General features: G+C 71.5%; 20 protein-coding genes. 12 read left to right on the plus strand and 8 right to left on the minus strand.

The genetic code is table 11. The features are described from left to right. Positions 1–13: 13 nt before the first annotated feature. Both EDD54_RS10680 and EDD54_RS10685 read right to left on the minus strand, forming a co-directional pair. Positions 14–1,198, minus strand: a complete 1,185-nt coding sequence (locus EDD54_RS10680) for a PLP-dependent transferase (RefSeq protein WP_126541155.1) — start codon at positions 1,196–1,198, stop codon at positions 14–16. Next, positions 1,195–1,908, minus strand: coding sequence for a FadR/GntR family transcriptional regulator (locus EDD54_RS10685; RefSeq protein WP_126541156.1), 714 nt, complete (start codon positions 1,906–1,908; stop codon positions 1,195–1,197). Before EDD54_RS10685 ends, EDD54_RS10680 begins: the two co-directional genes overlap by 4 nt. Positions 1,909–2,197: 289 nt before the next feature. On the opposite strand from EDD54_RS10685, the gene EDD54_RS10690 reads away from it, so the two are divergent. The 4 genes from EDD54_RS10690 (at position 2,198) to EDD54_RS10705 (ending at position 9,592) form a co-directional block, all read left to right on the plus strand. Continuing rightward, on the plus strand, positions 2,198–4,291 hold the full coding sequence (locus EDD54_RS10690; protein WP_126541157.1) for a putative bifunctional diguanylate cyclase/phosphodiesterase: 2,094 nt from the start codon (positions 2,198–2,200) through the stop codon (positions 4,289–4,291). Positions 4,292–4,671: 380 nt separating this feature from the next. Continuing rightward, positions 4,672–6,615, plus strand: a complete 1,944-nt coding sequence (locus EDD54_RS10695) for a PrkA family serine protein kinase (protein WP_126541158.1) — start codon at positions 4,672–4,674, stop codon at positions 6,613–6,615. A gap of 116 nt (positions 6,616–6,731) precedes the next feature. Beyond that, entirely contained in the window at positions 6,732–8,045 is a 1,314-nt protein-coding gene (locus EDD54_RS10700) for a YeaH/YhbH family protein (RefSeq protein ID WP_126541159.1), read from the plus strand. Further along, positions 8,042–9,592, plus strand: a complete 1,551-nt coding sequence (locus EDD54_RS10705) for a SpoVR family protein (protein WP_126541160.1) — start codon at positions 8,042–8,044, stop codon at positions 9,590–9,592. The genes EDD54_RS10700 and EDD54_RS10705 overlap by 4 nt, the downstream gene beginning before the upstream one ends. Before the next feature lie 13 nt (positions 9,593–9,605). Here the strand turns inward: EDD54_RS10705 and EDD54_RS10710 are convergent, their stop codons facing one another. Beyond that, the gene (locus EDD54_RS10710; protein WP_126541161.1) at positions 9,606–10,076 is read right to left on the minus strand and encodes a MarR family winged helix-turn-helix transcriptional regulator; all 471 of its coding nucleotides are present in this window, start codon (positions 10,074–10,076) and stop codon (positions 9,606–9,608) included. Between the two features lie 9 nt (positions 10,077–10,085). Further along, on the minus strand, positions 10,086–10,958 hold the full coding sequence (locus tag EDD54_RS10715) for an IclR family transcriptional regulator (protein WP_207620274.1): 873 nt from the start codon (positions 10,956–10,958) through the stop codon (positions 10,086–10,088). Positions 10,959–11,095: 137 nt separating this feature from the next. On the opposite strand from EDD54_RS10715, the gene EDD54_RS10720 reads away from it, so the two are divergent. From EDD54_RS10720 to EDD54_RS10735, 4 genes are all read left to right on the plus strand, one after another. Beyond that, entirely contained in the window at positions 11,096–12,037 is a 942-nt protein-coding gene (locus EDD54_RS10720; RefSeq protein ID WP_126541947.1) for a 2-dehydro-3-deoxygalactonokinase, read from the plus strand. After that, positions 12,034–12,681 (plus strand): 2-dehydro-3-deoxy-6-phosphogalactonate aldolase, encoded by a 648-nt coding sequence (locus tag EDD54_RS10725; RefSeq protein WP_126541163.1) that lies wholly within the window; start codon positions 12,034–12,036, stop codon positions 12,679–12,681. Before EDD54_RS10720 ends, EDD54_RS10725 begins: the two co-directional genes overlap by 4 nt. Beyond that, positions 12,678–13,541, plus strand: a complete 864-nt coding sequence (locus tag EDD54_RS10730; protein ID WP_126541164.1) for an SMP-30/gluconolactonase/LRE family protein — start codon at positions 12,678–12,680, stop codon at positions 13,539–13,541. Before EDD54_RS10725 ends, EDD54_RS10730 begins: the two co-directional genes overlap by 4 nt. 242 nt (positions 13,542–13,783) lie before the next feature. After that, positions 13,784–15,553 carry an IlvD/Edd family dehydratase gene (locus EDD54_RS10735; RefSeq protein WP_126541165.1) on the plus strand — a complete coding sequence of 590 codons (1,770 nt, stop codon included), beginning with the start codon at positions 13,784–13,786 and terminating at the stop codon, positions 15,551–15,553. Between the two features lie 207 nt (positions 15,554–15,760). Here EDD54_RS10735 and EDD54_RS10740 read toward each other — a convergent pair whose 3' ends face one another. Together EDD54_RS10740 and EDD54_RS10745 are read right to left on the minus strand one after the other, a co-directional pair. Then, entirely contained in the window at positions 15,761–17,308 is a 1,548-nt protein-coding gene (locus tag EDD54_RS10740; RefSeq protein ID WP_126541166.1) for a S8 family serine peptidase, read from the minus strand. Continuing rightward, entirely contained in the window at positions 17,305–17,496 is a 192-nt protein-coding gene (locus EDD54_RS10745) for a hypothetical protein (protein ID WP_126541167.1), read from the minus strand. Before EDD54_RS10745 ends, EDD54_RS10740 begins: the two co-directional genes overlap by 4 nt. Positions 17,497–17,719: 223 nt before the next feature. Here EDD54_RS10745 and EDD54_RS10750 point away from each other — a divergent pair, with 223 nt between their 5' ends. From EDD54_RS10750 to EDD54_RS10765, 4 genes are all read left to right on the plus strand, one after another. Continuing rightward, positions 17,720–18,211, plus strand: coding sequence for an RNA polymerase sigma factor (locus EDD54_RS10750; RefSeq protein WP_425374995.1), 492 nt, complete (start codon positions 17,720–17,722; stop codon positions 18,209–18,211). Between the two features lie 53 nt (positions 18,212–18,264). Beyond that, positions 18,265–19,023 (plus strand): anti-sigma factor family protein, encoded by a 759-nt coding sequence (locus EDD54_RS10755; protein ID WP_126541169.1) that lies wholly within the window; start codon positions 18,265–18,267, stop codon positions 19,021–19,023. A 105-nt stretch (positions 19,024–19,128) separates the two neighbouring features. After that, positions 19,129–20,085 (plus strand): aminotransferase class IV, encoded by a 957-nt coding sequence (locus tag EDD54_RS10760; protein WP_126541170.1) that lies wholly within the window; start codon positions 19,129–19,131, stop codon positions 20,083–20,085. Positions 20,086–20,092: 7 nt separating this feature from the next. Further along, positions 20,093–20,704 carry an NUDIX domain-containing protein gene (locus EDD54_RS10765; protein WP_126541171.1) on the plus strand — a complete coding sequence of 204 codons (612 nt, stop codon included), beginning with the start codon at positions 20,093–20,095 and terminating at the stop codon, positions 20,702–20,704. Positions 20,705–20,722: 18 nt separating this feature from the next. On the opposite strand, the gene EDD54_RS10770 is transcribed toward EDD54_RS10765, so the two are convergent. After that, a complete protein-coding gene (locus tag EDD54_RS10770) occupies positions 20,723–21,532 on the minus strand; it encodes an ABC transporter permease (RefSeq protein ID WP_126541172.1) in 810 nt (269 codons plus the stop codon). Next, complete coding sequence (locus EDD54_RS10775; RefSeq protein ID WP_126541948.1) at positions 21,529–22,281, minus strand: ABC transporter ATP-binding protein; 753 nt, start codon at positions 22,279–22,281, stop codon at positions 21,529–21,531. The genes EDD54_RS10770 and EDD54_RS10775 overlap by 4 nt, the downstream gene beginning before the upstream one ends. Positions 22,282–22,291 lie beyond the last annotated feature (10 nt).

Raw genomic sequence — 22,291 nt, forward strand, 5'->3', positions numbered from 1 at the left:
TTGATCCGGCCGTTCAGGCTCGGGATTTGTTGGACGCGGCGTCGATCGCCGCGTCGAGGTCGCGCCACAGCGCGTCCGTGCCTTCGAGGCCGACGTGCAGGCGGATCATCCGCGCGTCGACGCCGAAATCGATTGCCGAGTTCGGCCCGGCCGCCTGCTTGCGCACCACCTCGGCCGGCACGACGAGACTCTCGTGGCCGCCCCAGCTGACGCCGAGCTTGAACAGCGACAGGGCGTCCGCGAGCGTCGGCACATCGACGTCGTCGCGGACGGTGAAGGAGAACAGACCCGAGGTGCCCTCGAGGCCGGTCGGCAGGGCGTTGCCGAGGCCGGGGTGGGCGACCGAGACGACGGCGTCGTGGGCGGCGAGCCGGCGCGCGATCTCCAGCGCCGACGCCTCGTGCGCCTTCATGCGCAGCGGCAGGGTCCTGAGGCCGCGGATCAGCAGCCAGGCGTCGAAGGGCGACAGCTTGCCGCCGAGATAGGGATAGGCGGTGCGGCGGATCTCGCCGATCAGCGCCTTCGATCCGGCGACGACACCGGCGACCACGTCGGAATGGCCGCCGAGATACTTCGATGCCGAGTGCAGCACGAGGTCGACGCCGAGCGTCAGCGGCCGCTGGAAGATCGGCGTCGCCCAGGAATTGTCGATCGCGGTCAGGACGCCGTGGCGGCGGGCGAGGGCGGCGAGCGCGCCGACGTCGTGGGCCTCCATGGTCCAGCTGGTCGGGCTCTCCATGTAGAACAGCGCCGCCCCCGGCAGCGCCGCCTCGACCTCGGCCTCGTCGCGGCCGTCGACGTAGGTGACCGCGACGTTCCAGCGCTTCAGCAGCGTCTCGAACAGCCGGTAGGCGTCCGGATAGACGTGGCGGACGCAGACGATGCGGTCGCCCGGCTTCGTGAAGGTCATCACCGTCGAGGAGATCGCCGCCATGCCGGAGGCGAAGCCGAGGGCGTCCTCGGCGACCTCGAGTTCGGCGAGCTTCTCCTCGAACATCCGGACGGTCGGGTTGAGGCCGCGGGTGTAGGTCGGCCGCACCTTGAGGCCGCGGTAGGTCTCCTCCATCTCGGCGTAGGACGAGAAGGTGAACAGCGAGGTCTGCGCGATCGGCGGGACGACCGCGTCGTAGGCGTTGGCCTCGTCGTGGGCGACGACGAGGCGCGCGACGTCGAAGGGGTCGTCGTGGTCGGCGGTCATTGCGACATGTCCCTGATGTCCTCCTCGACGACGGCCAGAATGGCCAGCGTCTTCTCGCGGGCCGCGTCGGGGTCGCGCGCGGCGATGGCGTCGAAGAGTTCGCGGTGGAAGGGGAAGGAGCGGCGGGCGAAGTCCGGCCGGTCGAACGGCTTGGCCCAGAAGCTCTCGAAGGCCTCCCGCATCTGCTCGAGCAGCTGCGGGAACAGCGAATTGTGGGTGGCGTCGTAGATCGCGAGGTGGAAGGCGAGATCCTCGCGGCCGGCGGTGCCCTTCTCCTGGTGGACCCGCTCCATCTCGTCGAGCCGCGCCCCGATGACCGCGAGGTCGGCGTCGGTGCGGCGCAGGGCGGCGAGGGCGCTCGCCTCGGCTTCGAGGCCGCGGCGGACGTCGAGCGTCTGCAAGAGGACGTCGCGCAGGTGCGTGGCGTCGAAGGACAGCGGCATGTGCACCGTCGCCGCCGACACGGTCCTCAGCAGGTAGGTGCCGCTGCCCTTGCGCGATTCGACGATGCCGAGCGCCTGCAACTGCCGGATCACCTCGCGCACCGTCGAGCGCCCGACCGCCAGCGCGCCCATCAGCTCGCGCTCGGCGGGCAGGCGGTCGCCGGGCTTCAGGCCGGAGCGGTCGATGTAGTCCGCCAGCGCGTTCATCACGGCGCGGGCGCGGTCCATCGACGGCAGCGGGGCCAGGAGGGCGGCGGGTTCGGACATCCGGTTCGGCGGGCTCCGATGCCCACGGAATGCGACGGTGCGCGCCGTCCGCGGGCAAAATTGGTCTGACATCTGTCAGGTTCGCCGCAGCCGTCGGCGCTGTCAAGGCCGGGAGCTCGGGGCGCGCCGGTGCGGGCACCCTTTCCACGTCGGACGCATCGGGATCCGCCCCGTCCGTAGCTCTCCCGATGAAATTCGCGGCTGCACAACAAAAGGGCGCATCCATTTGACGAACAATAAGGAATGATTCAATTTCGCCCGTCATTCTGCGCCGCGAGAGGTCTTCGCGATGCACAATCGATCCCGCCGCCTGCCCCGTCCCCGCCCCGTCGAGATGCTGCGCCGTGGGCTCTCGGTCGCGCGGTCGTGGGTGACCGGGCGCACCGCCTTGCGCGAAGTGCTGGATTCGCTGCCGCAGGGCGTGGTGCTGCTCGATTCCGACGGCCGCTACGTCCACTGGAACCCGCGCTACGCCGACATCTACAGCGGCAGCGCCGACCTGTTCCGCGTCGGCGCCCGCCTCGAGGACACCCTGCGGGTCGGTGTGCGGCGCGGCCACTATCCGGAGGCGATCGGCCGCGAGGAGGAGTGGATCGCCCGCCGCCTGCACGCGATCCGCAACCCGGCCGGCAAGAGCGAGCAGCGCCTCGCCGACGGCCGCTGGATCCTGATCGACGAGCGCCCGACCAGCGACGGCGGCTACATCGGCATCCGCGTCGACGTCACCGACCTCAAGCGCCGCGAGACCGCCTACCGCCAGCTGTTCGACGACAACCCGGTGCCGATGCTGGTGCTCGCCGCCGACGACCGCACCGTGCTCGCCGCCAACGGCGCCGCCGTCGACCAGTTCGGCTTCCCGGCCGAGGACCTGATCGGGCGCCCCTTCGTGCTGATGGCCGACGGCGAGGACGACCTCGCCACCGACCGCGACGCCGACGATCCGGCGCAGGAGCGCCGCTGCGTCACCGCCGCCGGCGACGTCGTCGACATGCAGATCTACGCCCGCCCGCACGTTTTCGGCGACGACGACGCCGTGCTCCTGGCGCTGTTCGACGTCACCGAGCGCAATCGCGCCAAGGCCGAGGCGGCCTATCTCGCCCACCACGACTATCTCACCGGCCTCGCCAACCGCTCCTATCTCAACCTGCGTCTCGGCGAGATCCTGGAGGGCGCCGAGCCCGGCACCTCGGTCGGCATCCTCCTGGTCGACCTCGACCACTTCAAGTCGATCAACGACACGCTCGGGCACCATGCCGGCGACGCCCTCCTGAAGGAGGTGGCGCGCCGGATCCGCGCGGCGCTCGCCCCCGGCGACGTCGCGGCCCGGCTCGGCGGCGACGAGTTCGTCGTCGTCACCACCTTCGAGGACGTCGCCGACCTCGGCGCCACCGCCGAGGCGCTGATCGCCTCCTTCGCCCCGGCGATCACCGTGGACGAACAGGAGATCCGGCCGCAGGCGAGCATCGGCGTCGCGATCTGGCCGGCCGACGGCGCGACGCCCGAGGAACTGCTGCGCAACGCCGACCTGGCGCTCTACCGCGCCAAGGCCGAGGGTCGCGGCACCTACCGCTATTTCGAGACCGAGATGGACGCCCGGCTGCGCAAGCGGCGCGCGCTCGAGCTCGAACTGCGCACCGCGATCGACGACGGCCAGCTCTCGGTCCACTACCAGCCGCTGGTCGACCTCTCGACGCGGACGGTGACCAGCTTCGAGGCGCTGGTGCGCTGGCAGCACCCGGAGCGCGGTGCGATTCCCCCGGTCGAGTTCATCCCGCTCGCCGAGGAGGGCAACCTGATCGGGCGGATCGGCGAGTTCGTGCTGCGCGAGGCCTGCCGCACCGCGCTGGCGTGGCCGGAGGAGGTTCGCGTCGCGGTCAACCTGTCGCCGCTGCAGTTCCGCTCGGGCACGCTGTTCCAGACCGTGCGCCGCATCCTGTTCGAGACCGGTCTGCCGGCGACGCGGCTCGAGCTCGAGATCACCGAGGCGCTGCTGCTCGAGCGGACCGACAACGTGCTCGCCACGCTGCACGCGCTGCGCGCCCTCGGCGTGCGGATCGCCATGGACGACTTCGGCACCGGCTATTCCAGCCTCAGCTACCTGCGCAGCTTTCCCTTCGACAAGATCAAGATCGATCAGTCCTTCATCCGCGACGTCGCCTCCGACCCCGAGGCGGTGGCGATCGTGCGGGCGATCGTCACCCTCGGCGGCAGCCTCGGCATGCGCGTCACCGCCGAGGGCATCGAGGACGAGGCCGCCGTCGGCCTGCTCGACGCCGTCGGCTGCAACGAGGGCCAGGGCTACTTCTTCAGCCGGCCCTGCCGCGGCGAGGACGTGCCCGTCCTGTTGAACCGCGCCCGCGAAGGACTCGCCCGCACCGGCTGACCGCGATCCGCCCGCCCCGGCGGCCGATGGTCGCCCGGCGGCGAAACCCGCTTCGCCACGCCCGCGATTCGCGCTAGCATCCCTTGTCGGGATCGCTTCGCGCGGCGTGCCGCGAGGGAGGAAGCGTCCCGGTCCAGGGCTGTCGCCGACCACGCCCACCCAATGCCGGATCAACCGGCGGGCGGCGCCCGACAGGGCGCCCGAGCGACGGTGAGACGGTGATACGGGGCGCAGCGGCCGAGCTTAGCCGCCATGCTTTCGCCACGGCGCCCGAAGCATCATCGACGTGTCCGGAAGTGCCGGTGGATCCGATCGGCCACTCGAGCGGTTCCATGGGTTCTCCGTATCGCGCACTCGCCACCGGTGGGGCTGACAGAACCATGGCTGACTTCGATCTCTTCACGGAATTCGCAAGGACCTACCAGGCGCGCCGCGAGGTCGAGATGTCGCTGCGCGACTATCTCGAAGGCTGCAGGACCGATCCGACCATGTGGGCGAGCGCGCCCGAGCGCATCCTCGCCGCCATCGGCGAGCCGGAGATGGTCGACACCTCCCGCGACAGCCGGCTCGGCCGGGTGTTCATGAACCGGACGATCCGCGTCTACCCCGCCTTCGCCGAGTTCTACGGCATGGAGGAGACGATCGAGCGCATCGTCGGCTTCTTCCGTCACGCCGCCCAGGGCCTCGAGGAGCGCAAGCAGATCCTCTACCTGCTCGGGCCGGTCGGCGGCGGCAAGTCGTCGCTGGCGGAGCGGCTGAAGCAACTGATGGAGGTCCACCCGATCTACGTGCTGAAGGCCGGCGACGAGATCTCGCCTGTGTTCGAGAGCCCGCTCGGCCTGTTCGATCCCGAGCGCGACGGCGCCATGCTGGAGGACCGCTTCGGCATCCCGCGCCGCCGCCTCACCGGCCTGATGAGCCCGTGGTGCCTGAAGCGGCTCGACGAGTTCGGCGGCGACATCTCGCGATTCCGGGTGGTGCGGGTCAACCCGTCGCGGCTGCGGCAGGTCGCCATCGCCAAGACCGAGCCCGGCGACGAGAACAACCAGGACATCTCCTCGCTGGTCGGCAAGGTCGACATCCGCAAGCTGGAGACGCTGTCGCAGGCCGATCCGGACGCCTACGCCTATTCCGGCGGCCTCAACCGCGCCAACCAGGGCATGCTCGAGTTCGTCGAGATGTTCAAGGCGCCGATCAAGATGCTGCACCCGCTGCTGACGGCGACCCAAGAGGGCAACTACATCGGCACCGAGAACATCGGCGCCATCCCCTTCACCGGCGTGATCATGGCGCATTCCAACGAGGCGGAGTGGGCGAGCTTCAAGTCGAACCGCAACAACGAGGCGTTCATCGACCGCATCTTCGTCATCAAGGTGCCCTACTGCCTGCGCGTCACCGAGGAACAGCGGATCTACGACAAGCTGATTTCCCGTTCGGAACTCGCCGCGGCCCCCTGCGCGCCGGCGACTCTGGAGATGCTGGCGCGCTTCTCGGTGCTGTCGCGCCTGAAGACGCATGAGAACTCCAACCTCTATTCCAAGATGAGGGTCTACGACGGCGAGAGCCTGCGCGAGGTCGATCCGCGTGCCCGCTCGCTGCAGGAATACCGCGATGCCGCCGGCGTCGACGAGGGCATGGACGGCGTCTCCACCCGCTTCGCCTTCAAGGTGCTGGCGGCGACCTTCAACCACGACACCGTGGAGGTGTCGGCCGATCCGGTCCACCTGATGTATGTGCTCGAGCAGGCGCTGCGCCGCGAGCAGCTCGCGCCGGAGACCGAGAAACGCTACCTCGAGTTCATCAAGGCGGAGTTGGCGCCGCGATACGCCGAGTTCATCGGCAACGAGATCCAGAAGGCCTATCTGGAATCCTACAACGACTACGGCCAGAACCTATTCGACCGCTACATCGACTACGCCGACGCCTGGATCGAGGACCAGGACTTCAAGGATCCCGACACCGGCCAGCTGCTCAACCGCGAACTGCTGAACCAGGAGCTGACCAAGATCGAGAAGCCCGCGGGCATCGCCAACCCCAAGGACTTCCGCAACGAGGTCGTCAAGTTCGCGCTGCGCTGGCGCGCCACCAACGGCGGACGCAACCCGTCGTGGGCGAGCTACGAGAAGATCCGCGACGTCATCGAGCGGCGCATGTTCAGCCAGGTCGAGGAACTCCTTCCGGTCATCAGCTTCGGCTCGAAGAAGGACAGCGACACCGAGAAGAAGCACGCCGACTTCGTCGAGCGCATGGTCTCGCGCGGCTACACCGAGCGGCAGGTCCGCCGGCTGGTCGAGTGGTACATGCGAGTGAAACAGGCCGGCTGAGGCCTCCGGCCGGCCGCGGCTCGGCCGAGCCGCCGGAAAGCCACGGCGTCGCGTCCGCGCGGCGCCGCGCGTTCCCCGGATCCGCCCGAAGCGGATCCACCTGAAGCGGAGCCTCGATGCACATCGTCGACAGGCGTCTCAATCCGGGCGGCAAGAGCCTGCCCAACCGTCAGCGCTTCCTCCGCCGTGCCAAGGAGACCGTGCAGCGCGCCGTCCGCGAGACCTCGAAGGGTCGCGAGATCCGCGATCTCGACCAGTCCGGCGAGATCACCATCCCGATCGACGGCATCCGCGAACCCTCGTTCCGGCGCGCGTCCAGCGGCGGCCGGCGCGACCACCTGCTGCCCGGCAACCGCGACCACGTCGAGGGCGACCTGATCGCCCGTCCCGACGGCGGCGCCGGCGGCGGCGGGGGCGGGGGACAGGCGGGCGACGGCGGCGGCGGCGAGGACGGCTTCCGCTTCGTGCTGACGCGCGAGGAGTTCCTCGACATCTTCCTCGACGACCTCGAACTGCCCGATCTCGCCAAGCGCAAGCTCGCGGTCACCGAGGTCCAGGGCATCCGCCGCGCCGGCTACACCACCACCGGCTCGCCGGCCAACCTCGCCCTCGGGCAGACGATGAAGATCGCGCTCGCCCGACGCATCGCCCTGAACCGGCCGACCACGGCGGACGTCGCCGCCTTCGACGAGCGCATCGCCGCCGCCGAGGCGGTCGGCGAGAGCGGCCGCGCCGAGGAACTCCGGGCCGAGCGCGACGCCCTCGAGACGCGGCGCCGGCGCATCCCCTACATCGACCCGCTCGACCTGCGCTTCCGCCGCTACGAGCCGTTCCCGCGCCCGGTCGCGCAGGCGGTGATGTTCTGCCTGATGGACGTCTCGGGCTCGATGACCGAGCACAAGAAGGACGTCGCCAAGCGCTTCTTCATGCTGCTGCACGTCTTCCTGACGCGGCGCTACAAGCACGTCGACGTCGTGTTCATCCGGCACACCGACCGCGCCGCCGAGGTCGACGAGGACACATTCTTCCATTCGCCGGAGACCGGCGGAACCCTGGTCTCCTCCGCGCTCGCCGAGATGAAGCGGGTGGTGGAGGAGCGCTACGACCCGGCCGACTGGAACATCTACGCGGCGCAGGCCTCCGACGGCGACAACATGTCCTCCGACGCCGAGCGCACCGCCGTGCTGCTGCGCGACCACGTCCTGCCGGCCTGCCAGTATTTCGCCTATCTCGAGGTCGGCGATCCCCCCGGCAGCCAGTTCGGCTTCATCGGCCAGGGTCCGACCTCGCTGTGGCGGACCTACGAGGCGCTCGGCCTCGCGGGCGCGCGCTTCGACATGCGCCGCGTCAGCCGCCAGGAGGAGATCTACGCCGTGTTCCGGCAGCTGTTCCAGCGCCGCGACGCGGTCGGGGAAAGGGTGGGTGCATGAACGCCTTCGCGCCGAACCGGCTCTTGTTCGAGGGCGCCGACTGGGACTTCGACACCATCCGCCGCATCCACGACGCGGTGGAGGAACTGTCGCGCCGCAGCCTCGGGCTCGACGTCTTTCCCAACCAGATCGAGATCATCACCGCCGAGCAGATGCTCGACGCCTACGCCTCCACCGGCATGCCGCTGTTCTACAAGCACTGGAGCTTCGGCAAGCACTTCGCCCAGCACGAGACGGTCTATCGCAAGGGACTGATGGGCCTCGCCTACGAGATCGTCATCAACTCCGATCCCTGCATCAGCTACATCATGGAGGAGAATTCCGCCACGATGCAGACGCTGGTGATCGCCCACGCCGCCTTCGGCCACAACCACTTCTTCAAGAACAACTATCTCTTCAAGCAGTGGACCGACCCCTCTGGGATCCTCGACTACCTCGCCTTCGCCAAGAGCTACGTCGCCGCCTGCGAGGAGCGCTGGGGCCATGCCGCGGTCGAGCGCGTGCTCGACGCCGGGCACGCGCTGCAGTCCCAGGGCGTCCACCGCTACCCGCGCAAGAGCGTGCCGGACCTCCTGTCCGAGGAACGCCGCGAGCGCGACCGCCAGGCCCACGCCGAGCGGATGTACAACGACCTCTGGCGCACGCTGCCGTCGAGGCCAGCCGGTGGCGATGCCCGGCGCCGCCGCGAGGAGCGCCGGCGCGCCCTGCTCGGGCTGCCGCAGGAGAACCTCCTGTATTTCCTCGAGAAGACCGCGCCGCGCCTCGCGCCGTGGCAGCGCGAGATCCTGCGCATCGTCCGCAACGTCGCGCAGTATTTCTATCCGCAGATGCAGACCAAGGTGATGAACGAGGGCTGCGCCACCTTCGTGCACTACCAGCTGATGACCGGTCTGCACCGCGAGGGCCGCATCTCCGACGGGTCCTTCCTCGAGTTCCTGACCTCGCACACCAACGTCGTGCGCCAGCCGATGTACGACGATCCCTCCTACAACGGCATCAACCCCTACGCCCTCGGCTACGCGATGATGGAGGACATCGCCCGCATCGCCACCACGCCGACCGACGAGGATCGCGCGTGGTTCCCCGACCTCGCCGGCAACGGCGATCCGATCGGGACGCTGCGCGACGTCTGGGCCAATTATCGCGACGAGAGCTTCATCGCGCAGTTCCTGTCGCCCAACCTGATACGCAAGTGGCGCTTCTTCCACGTTCGCGACGACGCCGACGAGCCGGTGCTCCGGGTCGAGCGCATCCACGACGAGCGCGGTTACCGGGCGCTGCGCCGCTCGCTCGCCCGGCAGTACGACATCGCCTGGCTCGCTCCCGACATCCAGGTCGTCGACGTCGATCTCGACGACACCCGTCGGCTGGTGCTGCGCCACCGGGTCCTCGACGGCATCCTGCTCCAGCCCGACGACGCCCGCCGCGTGCTCCAGCACATCGCGGACCTCTGGGGCTACGAGGTCGTCCTCGAGGAAGTGTCGGCCGACACCGGCGCGACGCTGAAGGAACACCGCACCACCGCGCGGGCGGGCATGTTCTTCTGAGGCGGGGAGGCCTTCAGACCGGCCCGCCGTCGCCCCCGGTCGGCGCCGTCCCGTCGAGGGCCTCGCGCAGGCGGACGAGGTCGTCCTTGAGGGCGGCGAGTTCGGCCGGTGTGCGGCCGCCGCGGCAGACGAGCGGATTGTCGGTGGAAAGGACGCGTTCGCGGAGCGCGCGCCCCGTCTCGGTGAGGCCGACGCGGACCTGGCGCTCGTCGGCGGCGTCGCGGCGGCGGGCGAGGAGGCCGCCGGCCTCCATCCGCTTCAGGAGCGGCGTCAGCGTGCCGGAGTCGAGCATCAGCCGCTCGCCGATCGCCTTGACGGTGAGGTCGTCGTCCTCCCACAGCACCAGCAGCACCAGATATTGCGGATAGGTGATGCCGAGCGCGTCCAGCATCGGCTTGTAGGCGCGCGTGATCGCGTGGCCGGCGGCGTAGACGGCGAAGCAGAGCTGGCGGTCGAGGTGGAGACGATCCGGGGGCGTAGTCATGGCGCCATTCTATCGCGCAAGATCGAATTGTGCGAGGTCGTTCGTTACCGCAGTGGCACCGCGCGGCGCGAGCATCATCGTCTCGGCGGCGACGGCGATCTCGGCGGCGGCGGCGGCGAGGGCGGGGCGGTGGCGTTCCAGCGCCGCGAGGCCGCCGGCGTGGATCGTGGTGGTCAGCGACAGCCCGCCGACGAGGCCGCCGGCCGGCGCGAGGATCGGCACCGCGAGGCAGACGATGGTCTCCTCGTGCTCCTGGTCGTCGACCGCGTGGCCGCGCGCCCGGATCGCGTCGAGTTCGGCGGCGAGCGCGGCGGGGTCGACGATGGTGCGCGGGGTGTGGCGAACGAAGGACTGGCGGGCGATCGCCTCTGCCTGCGCGTCCGCGGGCAGGAAGGCCAGCATCGCCTTGCCGACCCCCGTGCAATGGGCCGGGCCGATCCGGCCGGGCGCCGAGAACATCCGGACCGCCGGGCGTGCCAACCGCTTGTCGAGATAGAGCACCTGACCGCCGTCGAGGCAGGCGAGGTGGACGGTCATGCCGACGTCGCCGACCAGCCGGTCCAGCACCGGTCGCGCCGCCTCGACCAGGGTCGCACCCTCCCAGGCCGCGTGGGCGAGGCGGACGAGACGCAGGCCGAGCCGGTAGCGCCGGCTCGCCGGGTCGAAGGCGAGCATGCCCTCGGCCTCGAGCTGGCGCAGCAGCCGCGACAGCGTCGCCTTCGGCAGGCCAGCCGCCTGTTGGACCTCGGAGAATCGCACCGGCTCACCGGCGGCCGCCACCACGTCGAGCAGACGCAGCGCCCGCGTCAGCGGCCCGTCCGCCGCGCCGTCGACGTCGAGCTGCCGGTCGCCGTGCGCCGCATGGCCCCGGTTGACCTGCACTGCGTCCCCCCGGTTGACTTGCACCGCGTCCCGCTCCAGGATTTCCATCCAACGAAACCATGTTCCATTGAATGGAACATCTGGTCAAGGGGCGTTGGGCGCCCCCTTTGGCGAAGAGGGAGAACGGCTCGGTGCGCGTGGAGACTCCCGCCTTCGTGGCGGTCGACTGGGGCACGTCGAGCCTCCGGCTCTGGCTGATGGCGGCCGACGGCGCCGTGCTCGCCGAGACGCGCTCGGCCGAGGGCATGGGCGGCCTGTCGCCGGATGCCTTCGAGCCGGTGCTGCGCGGCCGCCTGCAGGGCCTCGGACCCGCCGTCGCGGCGATGCCGACGCCGCTGCGCGTCGTGCTCTGCGGCATGGTCGGCGCCCGCCAGGGCTGGCGCGAGGCCGTCTATGTCGACGTGCCCGCGCCGCTGGACGCCGTCGCCGGCCGCGCCGTCTCCCCCGCCGCCGACGGCCTCGACGCCCGCATCCTGCCCGGTCTCTCCGCCCGCGGCGACCGACCCGACGTGATGCGCGGCGAGGAGACCCAGTTGCTCGGCCTCGTGCTCGACGCGCCGGCGCTCTCGGCCACCGTCTGCATGCCCGGCACCCATTCCAAGTGGGTGACGCTCGACGAAGGCCGCGTCGCGGGCTTCTCGACGGTGATGACCGGCGAGTTCTACGCGCTGCTCGCCGGCCAGTCGATCCTGCGCCACACGGTCGCCGGTTCGTCCGGCAGCGGCGATCCCGCCGCGCCGGCCTTCGTCGGCGGCCTCGCCGACGGCCTCTCTGCCCCGGACGACGCGCTCGCCCGCCTGTTCGGGATCCGCGCCGCCGGCCTCCTCTCCGGCCTTCCCGCCGCCGATGCCGCCGACCGACTGTCCGGCCTGCTGATCGGCGCCGAGGTCGGTGCGCGGCTCGCCCGGGCCGATGCCGGCGCCGAGGTCGTGCTGGTCGCCTCCGGCCGGCTCGCCGCGCTCTACGCCGCGGCCCTGCGCGCCGCCGGCCGCTCCCACCGCCTCGTCGACGCCGACGCCGCCGTGCGCGGCGGCCTCGTCCACGCCGCCCGCGCCCTCTGGCCGGAGATCCAGCCGTGACCGTTTCCGTGCCCTGGCCGCGGCTCGCCCGCAACCTCGTCGCCATCCTGCGCTGCCTGACACCCGCCGACGTCGACGCCGTCGGCGACGTGCTGGTCGAGGCCGGTTTCGAGGCGATCGAGGTGCCGCTCAACTCGCCCGATCCCTTCGCCTCGATCGAGCGCCTCGCCGCCCGTCTGCCGGCCTCGGTGCTGGTCGGCGCCGGCACGGTGCTGACCGCCGCCGACGCCGGTCGCGTCGCCGACGTCGGCGGGCGCATCCTGGTCGCGCCCAACGTCGATCCCCTGGTGATCGCCGCCGCCACCGCCCGCGGCATGGTGACGATGCCCGGCGTGTTCACGCCGACCGAGGCGTTCCAGGCGCTCGCCGCCGGCGCCTCGGCGCTGAAGTTCTTCCCGGCCGCCGCCCTCGGCGCGACCGGCATCGCCGCGGTGCGTGCCGTGCTGCCGAAGGGCACGGTGATCGGCGCCGTCGGCGGCGTCTCGGAGGCCGATTTCGCCGCCTATGCCGCTGCCGGCGTCACGGCCTTCGGCCTCGGTTCCAGCCTCTACAAGCCCGGCGCCTCCGCCGCCGACGTCGCCGCCCGCGCCGCCGCCGCCGTCCGCGCCTACGACGACACCTTCGCCTCCGGAGCCGCCAGATGACCGCCACCGTCTTCAGCGACGTCGTCTGCAACCTCGGCGAGGGGCCGTCGTTCCACCCGGACAGCGGCCGGGTCTACTGGTTCGACATCCTGGAGAAGCGCCTGCTCGAGAAGCGGCCGGACCGCTCCGGCACGATCGTGCACCAGCTCCCGTTCAACGCCTCGGTGATCGCGGCGGTCGACGACGACCGCCAGCTCGTGGTCGGCGCCGGCGGGCTCCACGTCCGCCGCATCGCCGACGGCGCGCTGACCTTGCACCGGCCGCTGGTCGCCGAGGACCCCGGCATCCGCAGCAACGACGGCCGTGTCCATCCCGCCGGCGCGCTCTGGCTCTCGACCATGAGCCGGACCGCGGAGGAGGGCGCCGCGGCGATCTGGTGGTACCGCGACGGCGAACTCCGCCGCCTGATCGGCGGGCTGACGATCCCGAACGGCATCGCCTTCGCGCCCGACGGCACCCACGCCTTCTACGCCGACACCCGGCCGGGCAAGGTCTGGCGCATCCCGACCGATCCCTCCACGGGCCTGCCGGTGGGCGATCCCTCCCTGTTCCTCGACGGCGGCGACGGCGGCCCGGACGGTGCGGTGGTCGACGCCGACGGCCTCTATTGGAGCGCCCGCTGGGGCGCCGGCGCCGTGATCGCCCACGACCGCGACGGCCGCGAGGTCGCGCGCCTCGCCGTGCCGGCGACGCAGAGCTCCTGCCCGGCCTTCGTCGGCGAGCGCATGGTGGTGACCTCGGCGCAGGAGGGCATGGACGAGGCCGCCCGCGCCGCCGACCCGCTTTCCGGTCAGACCTTCCTGCTCGACGGCCCGTTCCGCGGCCGTCACGACCCGGCGGTGCGGCTCGGGGAAGGCTGACGCGGGGGCCGACGCGTCGGAGCCAGGGTGAGACAAGTTGTCGAGCGATAACCGGACGGTTATCGGATGCGGCCGACTCTTCATCGTTCGGCTATCGCTTCCGCCTTGCGGGCGCCGCCGAGACGGGCGAGTCTGACGCGCGACAAGAAAGTCCCCCGCGTCGACACGAGCGACGCCCGCGCCGGCGGGAGGGCCCGTCACGCGCGCCGCCCGCGCCGGCTGCGAAACAACTCGGAAACGCCATGACCAAGCCGACCCGCCGCTCCGCCCTCTGGTTCGACAACCCGGACAACCCGGGCATGACCGCGCTCTACCTCGAGCGCTACCTGAACTACGGCCTGACGCGCGAGGAGCTGCAGTCCGGCAAGCCGCTGATCGGCATCGCCCAGACCGGCTCGGACCTGTCGCCCTGCAACCGCGTCCACCTCGAGTTGGCCCAGCGCGTGCGCGAGGGCATCCGCGCCGCCGGCGGCATCGCCTTCGAGTTCCCGGTCCACCCGATCCAGGAGACCGGCCGCCGCCCGACCGCCTCGCTCGATCGCAACCTCGCCTATCTCGGCCTCGTCGAGATCCTGCACGGCTATCCGCTCGACGGCGTCGTGCTGACCACCGGCTGCGACAAGACCACGCCGGCCTGCATCATGGCGGCGGCGACGGTGAACCTGCCGGCGATCGTGCTCTCGGCCGGCCCGATGCTCGACGGCTGGGTCGACGGCCGGCTCGCCGGTTCCGGCACCATCATCTGGGAGAGCCGCCTGCGCCTCGCCACCGGCGAGATCGGCTATGACGAGTTCATGGGGCACGCCGCCGCGGCGGCGCCGTCGACCGGCTATTGCAACACCATGGGCACGGCCTCGACGATGAACTCGCTGGCCGAGGCGCTCGGGATGTGCCTGCCCGGCAACGCCTCGATCCCGGCGCCCTACCGCGAGCGCGGCCAGATGGCCTATCTCACCGGCAAGCGCATCGTCGAGATGGTCGACGAGGACCTGCGTCCGTCGAAGATCCTGACCCGCGCGGCGATCGAGAACGCCATCCTGGTCAACTCGGCGATCGGCGGCTCGACCAACGCCCAGCCGCACATCACCGCCATCGCCCGCCACGCCGGCGTCGAGATCGTGCCGGAGGATTGGCAGACCGTCGGCTACGACGTCCCGCTGCTGGTCAACGTGCAGCCGGCCGGCAAGTATCTCTCCGAGGGCTTCCACCGCGCCGGCGGCGTGCCGGTGGTGATGAAGGAGCTGCTCGCCAACGGCAAGCTCAACGGCGACGCGCTGACCGTCTCCGGCCGTACCGCCGCCGAGAACGTGGCGGACGCCCGGGCGCCGGACGGCGAGGTCATCAAGTCCTTCGCCGCGCCGATGAAGGAAAAGGCCGGCTTCGTGGTGCTGAAGGGCAACCTGTTCGACAGCGCGATCATGAAGACCTCGGTGATCTCCGACGACTTCCGCGCCCGCTATCTGTCGCGCCCCGGCCGGGAGAACGTGCTCGAGGGCCGCGTCGTGGTGTTCGACGGTTCGGAGGACTACCACCACCGCATCGAGGATCCTGCGCTCGGCATCGACGAGAACACCATCCTCGTGATCCGCTACTCCGGCCCGATCGGCTGGCCCGGTGCGGCCGAGGTGGTGAACATGCAGCCGCCCGCCGCCCTCATCAAGCGCGGCGTCGCCTCGCTGCCCTGCATCGGCGACGGCCGCCAGTCCGGCACCTCCGGCTCGCCGTCGATCCTGAACGCCTCGCCGGAAGCGGCGATCGGCGGCGGACTCGGCCTGCTCGAGACCGGCGACGTCGTGCGCATCGATCTCAACACCGGCGCCGCCGACGCCCTGGTCGAGCCCGCCGAGTGGGAGCGCCGCCGCGCCGCCTTCGTGCCGAACTATCCCGAGAGCCAGACGCCCTGGCAGGAGATCTTCCGCGAGAAGGTCGGCCAGCAGTCCGACGGCGCGGTGCTCGAACTCGCGGTCAAGTACCGCGACGTCTACGAGAAGATCCCGCGCGACAACCACTGACGAGGACGACGGGACGTCCCGGTGTTTCGCAAGCCGACCCGGCCCGGACCCGCATCCACGCGGGGCCGGGCCGTTTTCGTCATACCGAGCGCGCAAAGTTCCAACCCGTGGTCGGAGCTTATCGCGCGAAGAGCGCCCGACCGGGTGCCGGCCGGTTGGCCGAAACCGCGCAAGGTCCCGACGAGTCGGGACTTTGCGAGACCGGGGTCAGTCGCCCGACGCCGGCACGATAGCGTCGGCGGGCGTGGCGGCGGCGGATCGGCCGCCGCCGCAGAGCCGTTCGGCGTCGAGCAGGCCGGCACCGAACACCGGGTCGCGGCCGGCGGGGCCGAGGTCGTGCGCGCTCGCCTCCAGCACGGCCTCGACGCCGGCCGGCGAGCCGCCGCGGCCGCCGGAGCGGGCGAGCGCGGCCGCCGCGGTCACGAAGGGCGCGGCGAAGGAGGTGCCGGTCCGCTTGGCGGCGCTGCCGCCGGCGGCGGCGGTCCAGACGTCGACGCCGGGGGCGGCGAGGTCGATGTAGTCGCCGTGGTTGGCGCGGCGATAGGCGGCGAGCCGGCCGTCGACGGCGGTGACCGCGACGACGCCGGCATAGGCCGCCGGATAGGACGGCGGTGCCGTGGCGCCGCCGTTGCCGGCCGCGGCCACCACGACGACACCGCGGGCGACCGCCGCCTCGACGGCGCGTTCCAGCATCGGGTTGGGCGGTCCGGACAGGCTGAGGTTGACCACGCTCGCGCCCGCGCCGACCACCCGCTCCAGCGCGCCGACCAGCGTCGCGACGTCGGTGCGGTCGGCGGTGCCGCCGTCGCGGTAGAAGGCGTCGACCGCGACGAGGCGGGCACCGGGCAGCAGGCCCGGCGTCGGGCTGTCGGGCCGGCCGACCAAAAGGGCCGCGACGGCGGTACCGTGGTCGGTCGTGGACGGCTCCGTGGCGTCGCCGCGACCGGCCGAGGCCTCCAGCCGGGCGCCGCGCAGGGCCGGATGGCCGGTGTCGACGCCGGTGTCGACCAGCCCGATCGTCGGCGGTGCGCCGCAGGCCGCGGTGGCCGACGGGCTCCAGCGCACCAGTGTCGGCGCGACGCAGCCCTCGCCGGTGCAGTCGCCCGCCTCGGTGTAGTAGTAGTCGTTGGTGGCGGCGAGCGCGCGCGCCGACACCGACAGGATCTCGCCGTAGCCGTCGACCAGGGACTTGCCCTTCGGCAGCTTCAGGCGCCACACGGTGGCGTCGAGCCGGGCGCCGGTGCGGCCGATCACGGCGAATCCGCGCGCCTCCAGCGCCTTCACGTCAGCCGCGGTCAGGCCGGAGGCCACCATCTCCTCGGGGGCGTAGGCCGGCTCGCCCGGGCGGCGGACGGATCGGGGCACCGTGGCGATCGTCTGCGGTTCTGGAGCGGCCTTCGCCGGCGGTTCGCCGCGGCCGGAGGTGTCGTCGTCGTCGTCGCGGTCGGAGCCGTCGTCACCGGCGAAGTCCCGGACGCCGCCGTGGCGGCCGTCGGGCGTCTCGTAGGAGCCGCCGCCGTGGTCGTCGCCGTCCTCGGGATCGTCGTCGACGCTCTCGTCGCCGTCGCCGGGGTGGTCGTGCTCGCCGCCGCCGCGGTTGCCGTGGTCGTCGTGATCGCCATGCTCGCGCGCGGCGGCGGGCGAAGCGGTCGCGGCCAGGACGACGCTCGCGACGGATATCCCGCCGGCGAGCGGCACGGTCGGTGCGAGGAGGAGCGCCGCCGCGGCGGCGCCCCTGAACAGGAGGCCCTTCATTCGCCGTCACCCCTGCGCTCGCCGGAACGCCGCGCCGCGATCTGGAAGGTCACGGGCAGCCAGGCGGTCCAGTCCGCCGCGTCGGCCTCGGGTGCGGCCTCCGCCGCCCCGGTCGCCCGCCGTTCGGCCGTCGCGGCACCGCCGCGGTCCGTCGTGGGCGGCCTGTCGCCGTCGAAGAAGTTCCACATCGTCCGCCTCCCGTGCCGGGGCCGCACCGCCGCGGCGTCGCCCCGGTGTCCCGGCGTCCGGCTCTCCCCCTGGAGAACGCGTCACGCGCGCGACCTAATCCCGCGGCCGGGATATTCTGGGGACACCATCGCGAACGCGATTCCCTCGCCCCGACTCTGCCCGACCGGGAATAGAGAATGGGTCCGGATCGTTGGTTCCGTCAAAGGGCAGTTGTCGACCCAGATGCAGACCGTGATCGGCCCAGACCTCGTCCTGCTGCTGCCGCGGCTGAGGCGCTACGCGTTGTCGCTGACCAGATCGTCCACGGAAGCGGACGACCTGGTGCAGACCGCCTGCGTCAAGGCCCTGGCGGGTGCGTCGGGGTGGACGCCGGGCACGCGTTTCGACGCCTGGGTGTTCCGGGTGATGCGCAACGCGTGGATCGACGGCCTGCGCCGCCGCAAGGTGGCCGGGGTCGTCACCGAGGTGGAGGCGGTGGACGGCGAGGTCCACGAGTCCGGGGAGCAGCGGGCGATGGCGAAGCTGACGCTCGACGACGTCCGGCGCGCGATCGACGCCCTGCCGACCGATCAGCGCGAGGTCGTACTGCTGGTCTGCGTCGAGGAGATGTCCTACCGCGAAGTCGCGGAAGTGCTGGACGTGCCGATCGGCACGGTGATGAGCCGGTTGGCGCGGGCGCGGCGCCGGCTGGCGGAGGCGACCGACGCGGCGTGAGCCGTGGTCGCATCGGGTGCCGGGGGTTGGCGAGACGATGGTGGATGCGTGAGATGGCCTTGGAACACCTGACCGACGAGCACCTTGTCGCCTATACCGACGGCGAACTCGACGAGGCTTCCGCCCGCCGCGTCGAGATCGCCATGGCGGCCGATCCCGACGTCGCGCGCCGCGTCATGGCGTTCCAGCGCAGCCGCCGCCTCGTCCGCGCCGCCTTCGCCGCCGAACCGGTCGAGGTACCGCCGGCGCTGCGCGAGGCCGTCGAGGCCCGGATCGCGGCCGTCGAAGCCCGGACCGTGCCGAAGGCGGAGGGCAGCGTGGTGCCGTTCCGGCCGCGTCGGCCGATCGGCGGCGGCTTCTCGGGCCTGTTGCGCGGCGCCGCGGCGGCGGCCGCGGTGGCGGCCGTCGCCGCCGGCGCCGGCCTCTACGTCGGGCGCGGGCCGTCGGCCGAGACGACCGCGGTCGCCGTCCTCGACCGCCCGGAGACCGCCGAGGCGCTCTCGACCCGGGCCGCCGGCGACGGCGTCACGATCGACGGCGCCCGGGTCTCGCTGGTCCAGAGCTACGTGCTCGCTGACGGCTCGCTCTGCCGCGAGATCGCGGTCGAGGAGGCCTCCGGTGCGACTTCCGCGCTGGCCTGCCGGGCGGCGGGCCGCTGGGAGGTGCGCTTCTCGGCGCGGCAGCCGGCCGCCGTCGACGGCTATGCGCCGGCCTCGGGCGCCACGGCGATCGACGGCTACCTGGACGCCGTCGGTGCCGGTTCGCCGCTCGACCCCGTCGCCGAGGCGGCGGCGTTGGCGGCGCTGCGCTGAGCGCGCCGCCGGCCCGGAAGGTTCCGTTTCCACCGGGGCGCACGATGGTCTAGGGATGGACGGGATCCGGCCCGGACGGCCGGTCGTTCATTCCGAGAGCCGGCGATGCAGGACGCGAGCACCAAGGTCAGCACCCACGATTCCGCCGAGGATCCGCGCAACGCGGCGGTCCTCATCCACGTCGACGGCAAGCTCTACCCGCGCGAGGAGGCCAAGGTCTCGGTCTACGATTCGGGCTTCATGATGGGCGACGGCATCTGGGAGGGCCTCCGGCTCTACGAGGGCCACGTCGCCTTCCTCGCCGACCATCTCGACCGGCTCTACGAGGCCGCCAAGGCGATCGACCTCGACATCGGGATGACCCCCGCCGCGCTCGAAGCGGTGCTCTACGACACCCTCGCCGCAAACGGCATGACCGACGGCGTCCACATCCGCCTGATGGTGACGCGCGGCAAGAAGAAGAACCCGTTCCAGGATCCGCGCCTGTCGGTCTACGGCCCGACCATCGTGATCATCCCGGAATACAAGGTCGCCTCCGAGGCGACCGTCGAGCGCGGCCTGTCGCTGTTCACGGTGCACGTCCACCGCCAGACCCCGGACAGCCAGGATCCCAAGCTCAACTCGCACTCCAAGCTGAACTGCATCCTGGCGCTGATCCAGGCGCTGAAGGCGGGCGGCGACGAGGCGCTGATGCTGGACCCGCACGGCTTCGTCAACACCTGCAATTCCACCAACTTCTTCATCGTCCGCAAGGGCGAGGTCTGGACCTCGTCCGGCGACCACTGCATGAACGGCATCACCCGCCGCAAGGTGATCGAGGCCTGCCGCGGCGCCGGCATCCCGGTGTTCGAGCGCAACTATTCGCTGGTCGACACCTACGGCGCCGACGAGGCCTTCGTCACCGGCACCTTCGGCGCGCAGACCCCGGTGGTCTCGATCGACGGCCGCACCATCGGCGACGGCCGCCCCGGCCCGATGTTCCGCCGCATCCGCGGGCTCTACAAGGACCTCGTCGTGCGCGACCGCGCGGCCGCGGCCGAGCGCGCAGCGGCCCGGGGCTGAGCGGGCGATGTCCGACGACGCCCTGCCGCCGAGCCGGCTTCCGCCCGCCCGCGTCGCCGACCGGCGCCGGGTCTACGAAGGCTGGCTCGCTCTCGACGTGGTGGTGATCGACACGCTGGTGCGCGGCGTGCCGACGCGGCTGCGCCGCGAGGTCCACGACCACGGCAACGGCGCCGCCGTGCTCGCCTACGACCCGGCCCGCCGCACGGCCGTGATGGTGCGTCAGGTCCGCGCGGCCGCCCTGGTCGCCGACGGCGCCGGCGTCACGCTCGAGGTGCCGGCCGGACTCGTCGACCACGGCGAGGATCCGGCGGCGACCGCCCGGCGCGAGGCCGGCGAGGAGGCCGGCGTCGTGCTCGTCTCGCTCGACCTCGTCGCCAATCCCTACGCCTCGCCGGGGGCGCTGACCGAGCGGCTCTGGCTCTATCTCGCCGAGATCGATCCGACTGCCCCGCGCACCGGCGGCGGCGGCGTCGCCCACGAGCACGAGGAGATCGAGGTGCTCGACGTGCCGCTGCGCCTGCTCGCCGTCATGGCCGACGACGGCCGGCTGATCGACATGAAGACGCTGCTCCTGGTGGAGACGCTCAGGCGTCGCCGGCCGGACCTTTTCGCGTGAGGAGGGAACGGCGGCGGGCTATTCGCCGCCGCCGGCCTTGCGGACGGTGAAGCCGCGGCTCGGGTTGTAGCCGTAGACCGCGCCGGCGAGGAACAGCACCAGCGTGCCGCCGACGACGCCGAGCGACCACCATTCCGCGCGCATGTAGAGCCCGAAGCGCAGCGCCTCGACGGCGTAGGTGAACGGGTTGAGCTGGCAAAGCTGCCAGACCAGATACGAACTCTCGCGCATCTTCCAGAGCGGATAGAGCGCCGACGACATGAAGAAGGTCGGGAAGATGATGAAGTTCATCACACCCGCGAAGTTCTCCAACTGCCGGATCGTCGACGACAGCAGCATGCCGAGGCTGCCGAGCATCAGGCCGGTCATCATCAGGATCGGCAGGGCGGTCAGGTAGCCCCAGGCCGGCATCTTGATGCCGAACAGATAGGCGACCGCGAGGAAGGCGTAGGCCTGGATGATCGAGACGAGGGCACCGGCGAAGAGCTTGGAGAACAGCACGAACCACCGCGGCAACGGCGTCGTCAGAAGGACGCGCATCGAGCCCATCTCGCGGTCGTAGACCATCGACAGCGACGACTGCATGCCGTTGAAGAGCTGGATCATCGCCAACAGGCCGGGCACGATGTAGACGTCGTACTCGACATAGGTCCGGTAGGGCGGCTGCATCGACAGGCCGAGCACGGCGCGAAAGCCGGCGGCGAAGATCAGGAGCCAGACCAGCGGCCGCACCAGCGCCGAGAAGAAGCGTTCGCGCTGGTGCAGGAAGCGCAGGATCTCGCGGCCGACGATGCCGACGAAGGCGCGGCGGTAGACGGTGAGGTTCACGCCGCATCCTCCCGGGCCGGACGGCCGATCAGCTTGGCGAAGGCGGCGTCGAGGCTCGCCGTGCCGGTGGACGCCACCACGCCGGCGGCGGTGCCGCTGGCGACGATGCGCCCCTTGTTCATGACGACGAGGTCGTCGTCGGCGTGGATCTCGTCGATCAGGTGGGTGGTCCACAGCACCGCGAGGCCGCGGGTGCGCGCGAGCTCGTGGACGTGGCCGACGATGGCCTTGCGCGTCGGCACGTCGAGGCCGACGGTCGCTTCGTCGAGCACGACCAGCTGCGGGTCGTGCAGCAGGGCGCGGGCGATCTCGACCCGGCGGCGGTGGCCGCCGTTGAGGGCGCGCACCTTCTCGTCGATGCGCTCGGCGGTGTCGAGGCGCGACAGCTCCTCCTCGATGCGCCGGTCGGCGTCGCGGATCGACATGCCGCGCAGCCGCGCGAAGTAGCGCAGGTTCTGCCGCACCGTGAGGTCGAGGTCGAGCGTGGTCTGCTGGAACACCACGCCGAGCGGGGCGAGCGCCTGCGGACCGGCCTCGGCGAGCGTGCGCCCGCAGATCGCGATCGACCCGACGCGGGTGTCGAACAGCCGCGTGATCAGCGAGAACAGCGTGGTCTTGCCGGCGCCGTTCGGGCCGAGCAGCGCGGTGAAACGGCCGCGGCGGACGGTGAAGCCGACGTCGTCGAGGGCGAGGCGGCCGGCGTAGGAGAAGGAGACGTCCTTCACCTCGAGCACGGCATCGGACTGCATGGTCACCGGC

It is taken from the genome of Oharaeibacter diazotrophicus (genome assembly GCF_004362745.1).
GTDB lineage: Bacteria > Pseudomonadota > Alphaproteobacteria > Rhizobiales > Pleomorphomonadaceae > Oharaeibacter > Oharaeibacter diazotrophicus.

Coding starts and splice junctions, on each gene's coding strand:
- EDD54_RS10760 (WP_126541170.1), top strand. CDS start 19,129: ATGCAGGACGCGAGCACCAAGGTCAGCACCCACGATTCCGCCGAGGAT.
- EDD54_RS10730 (WP_126541164.1), top strand. CDS start 12,678: ATGACCGCCACCGTCTTCAGCGACGTCGTCTGCAACCTCGGCGAGGGG.
- EDD54_RS10755 (WP_126541169.1), top strand. CDS start 18,265: ATGGCCTTGGAACACCTGACCGACGAGCACCTTGTCGCCTATACCGAC.
- EDD54_RS10710 (WP_126541161.1), bottom strand. CDS start 10,076: ATGACTACGCCCCCGGATCGTCTCCACCTCGACCGCCAGCTCTGCTTC.
- EDD54_RS10695 (WP_126541158.1), top strand. CDS start 4,672: ATGGCTGACTTCGATCTCTTCACGGAATTCGCAAGGACCTACCAGGCG.
- EDD54_RS10690 (WP_126541157.1), top strand. CDS start 2,198: ATGCACAATCGATCCCGCCGCCTGCCCCGTCCCCGCCCCGTCGAGATG.
- EDD54_RS10680 (WP_126541155.1), bottom strand. CDS start 1,198: ATGACCGCCGACCACGACGACCCCTTCGACGTCGCGCGCCTCGTCGTC.
- EDD54_RS10750 (WP_425374995.1), top strand. CDS start 17,720: ATGCAGACCGTGATCGGCCCAGACCTCGTCCTGCTGCTGCCGCGGCTG.
- EDD54_RS10775 (WP_126541948.1), bottom strand. CDS start 22,281: ATGCAGTCCGATGCCGTGCTCGAGGTGAAGGACGTCTCCTTCTCCTAC.
- EDD54_RS10700 (WP_126541159.1), top strand. CDS start 6,732: ATGCACATCGTCGACAGGCGTCTCAATCCGGGCGGCAAGAGCCTGCCC.
- EDD54_RS10765 (WP_126541171.1), top strand. CDS start 20,093: ATGTCCGACGACGCCCTGCCGCCGAGCCGGCTTCCGCCCGCCCGCGTC.
- EDD54_RS10705 (WP_126541160.1), top strand. CDS start 8,042: ATGAACGCCTTCGCGCCGAACCGGCTCTTGTTCGAGGGCGCCGACTGG.
- EDD54_RS10685 (WP_126541156.1), bottom strand. CDS start 1,908: ATGTCCGAACCCGCCGCCCTCCTGGCCCCGCTGCCGTCGATGGACCGC.
- EDD54_RS10745 (WP_126541167.1), bottom strand. CDS start 17,496: ATGTGGAACTTCTTCGACGGCGACAGGCCGCCCACGACGGACCGCGGC.
- EDD54_RS10740 (WP_126541166.1), bottom strand. CDS start 17,308: ATGAAGGGCCTCCTGTTCAGGGGCGCCGCCGCGGCGGCGCTCCTCCTC.
- EDD54_RS10735 (WP_126541165.1), top strand. CDS start 13,784: ATGACCAAGCCGACCCGCCGCTCCGCCCTCTGGTTCGACAACCCGGAC.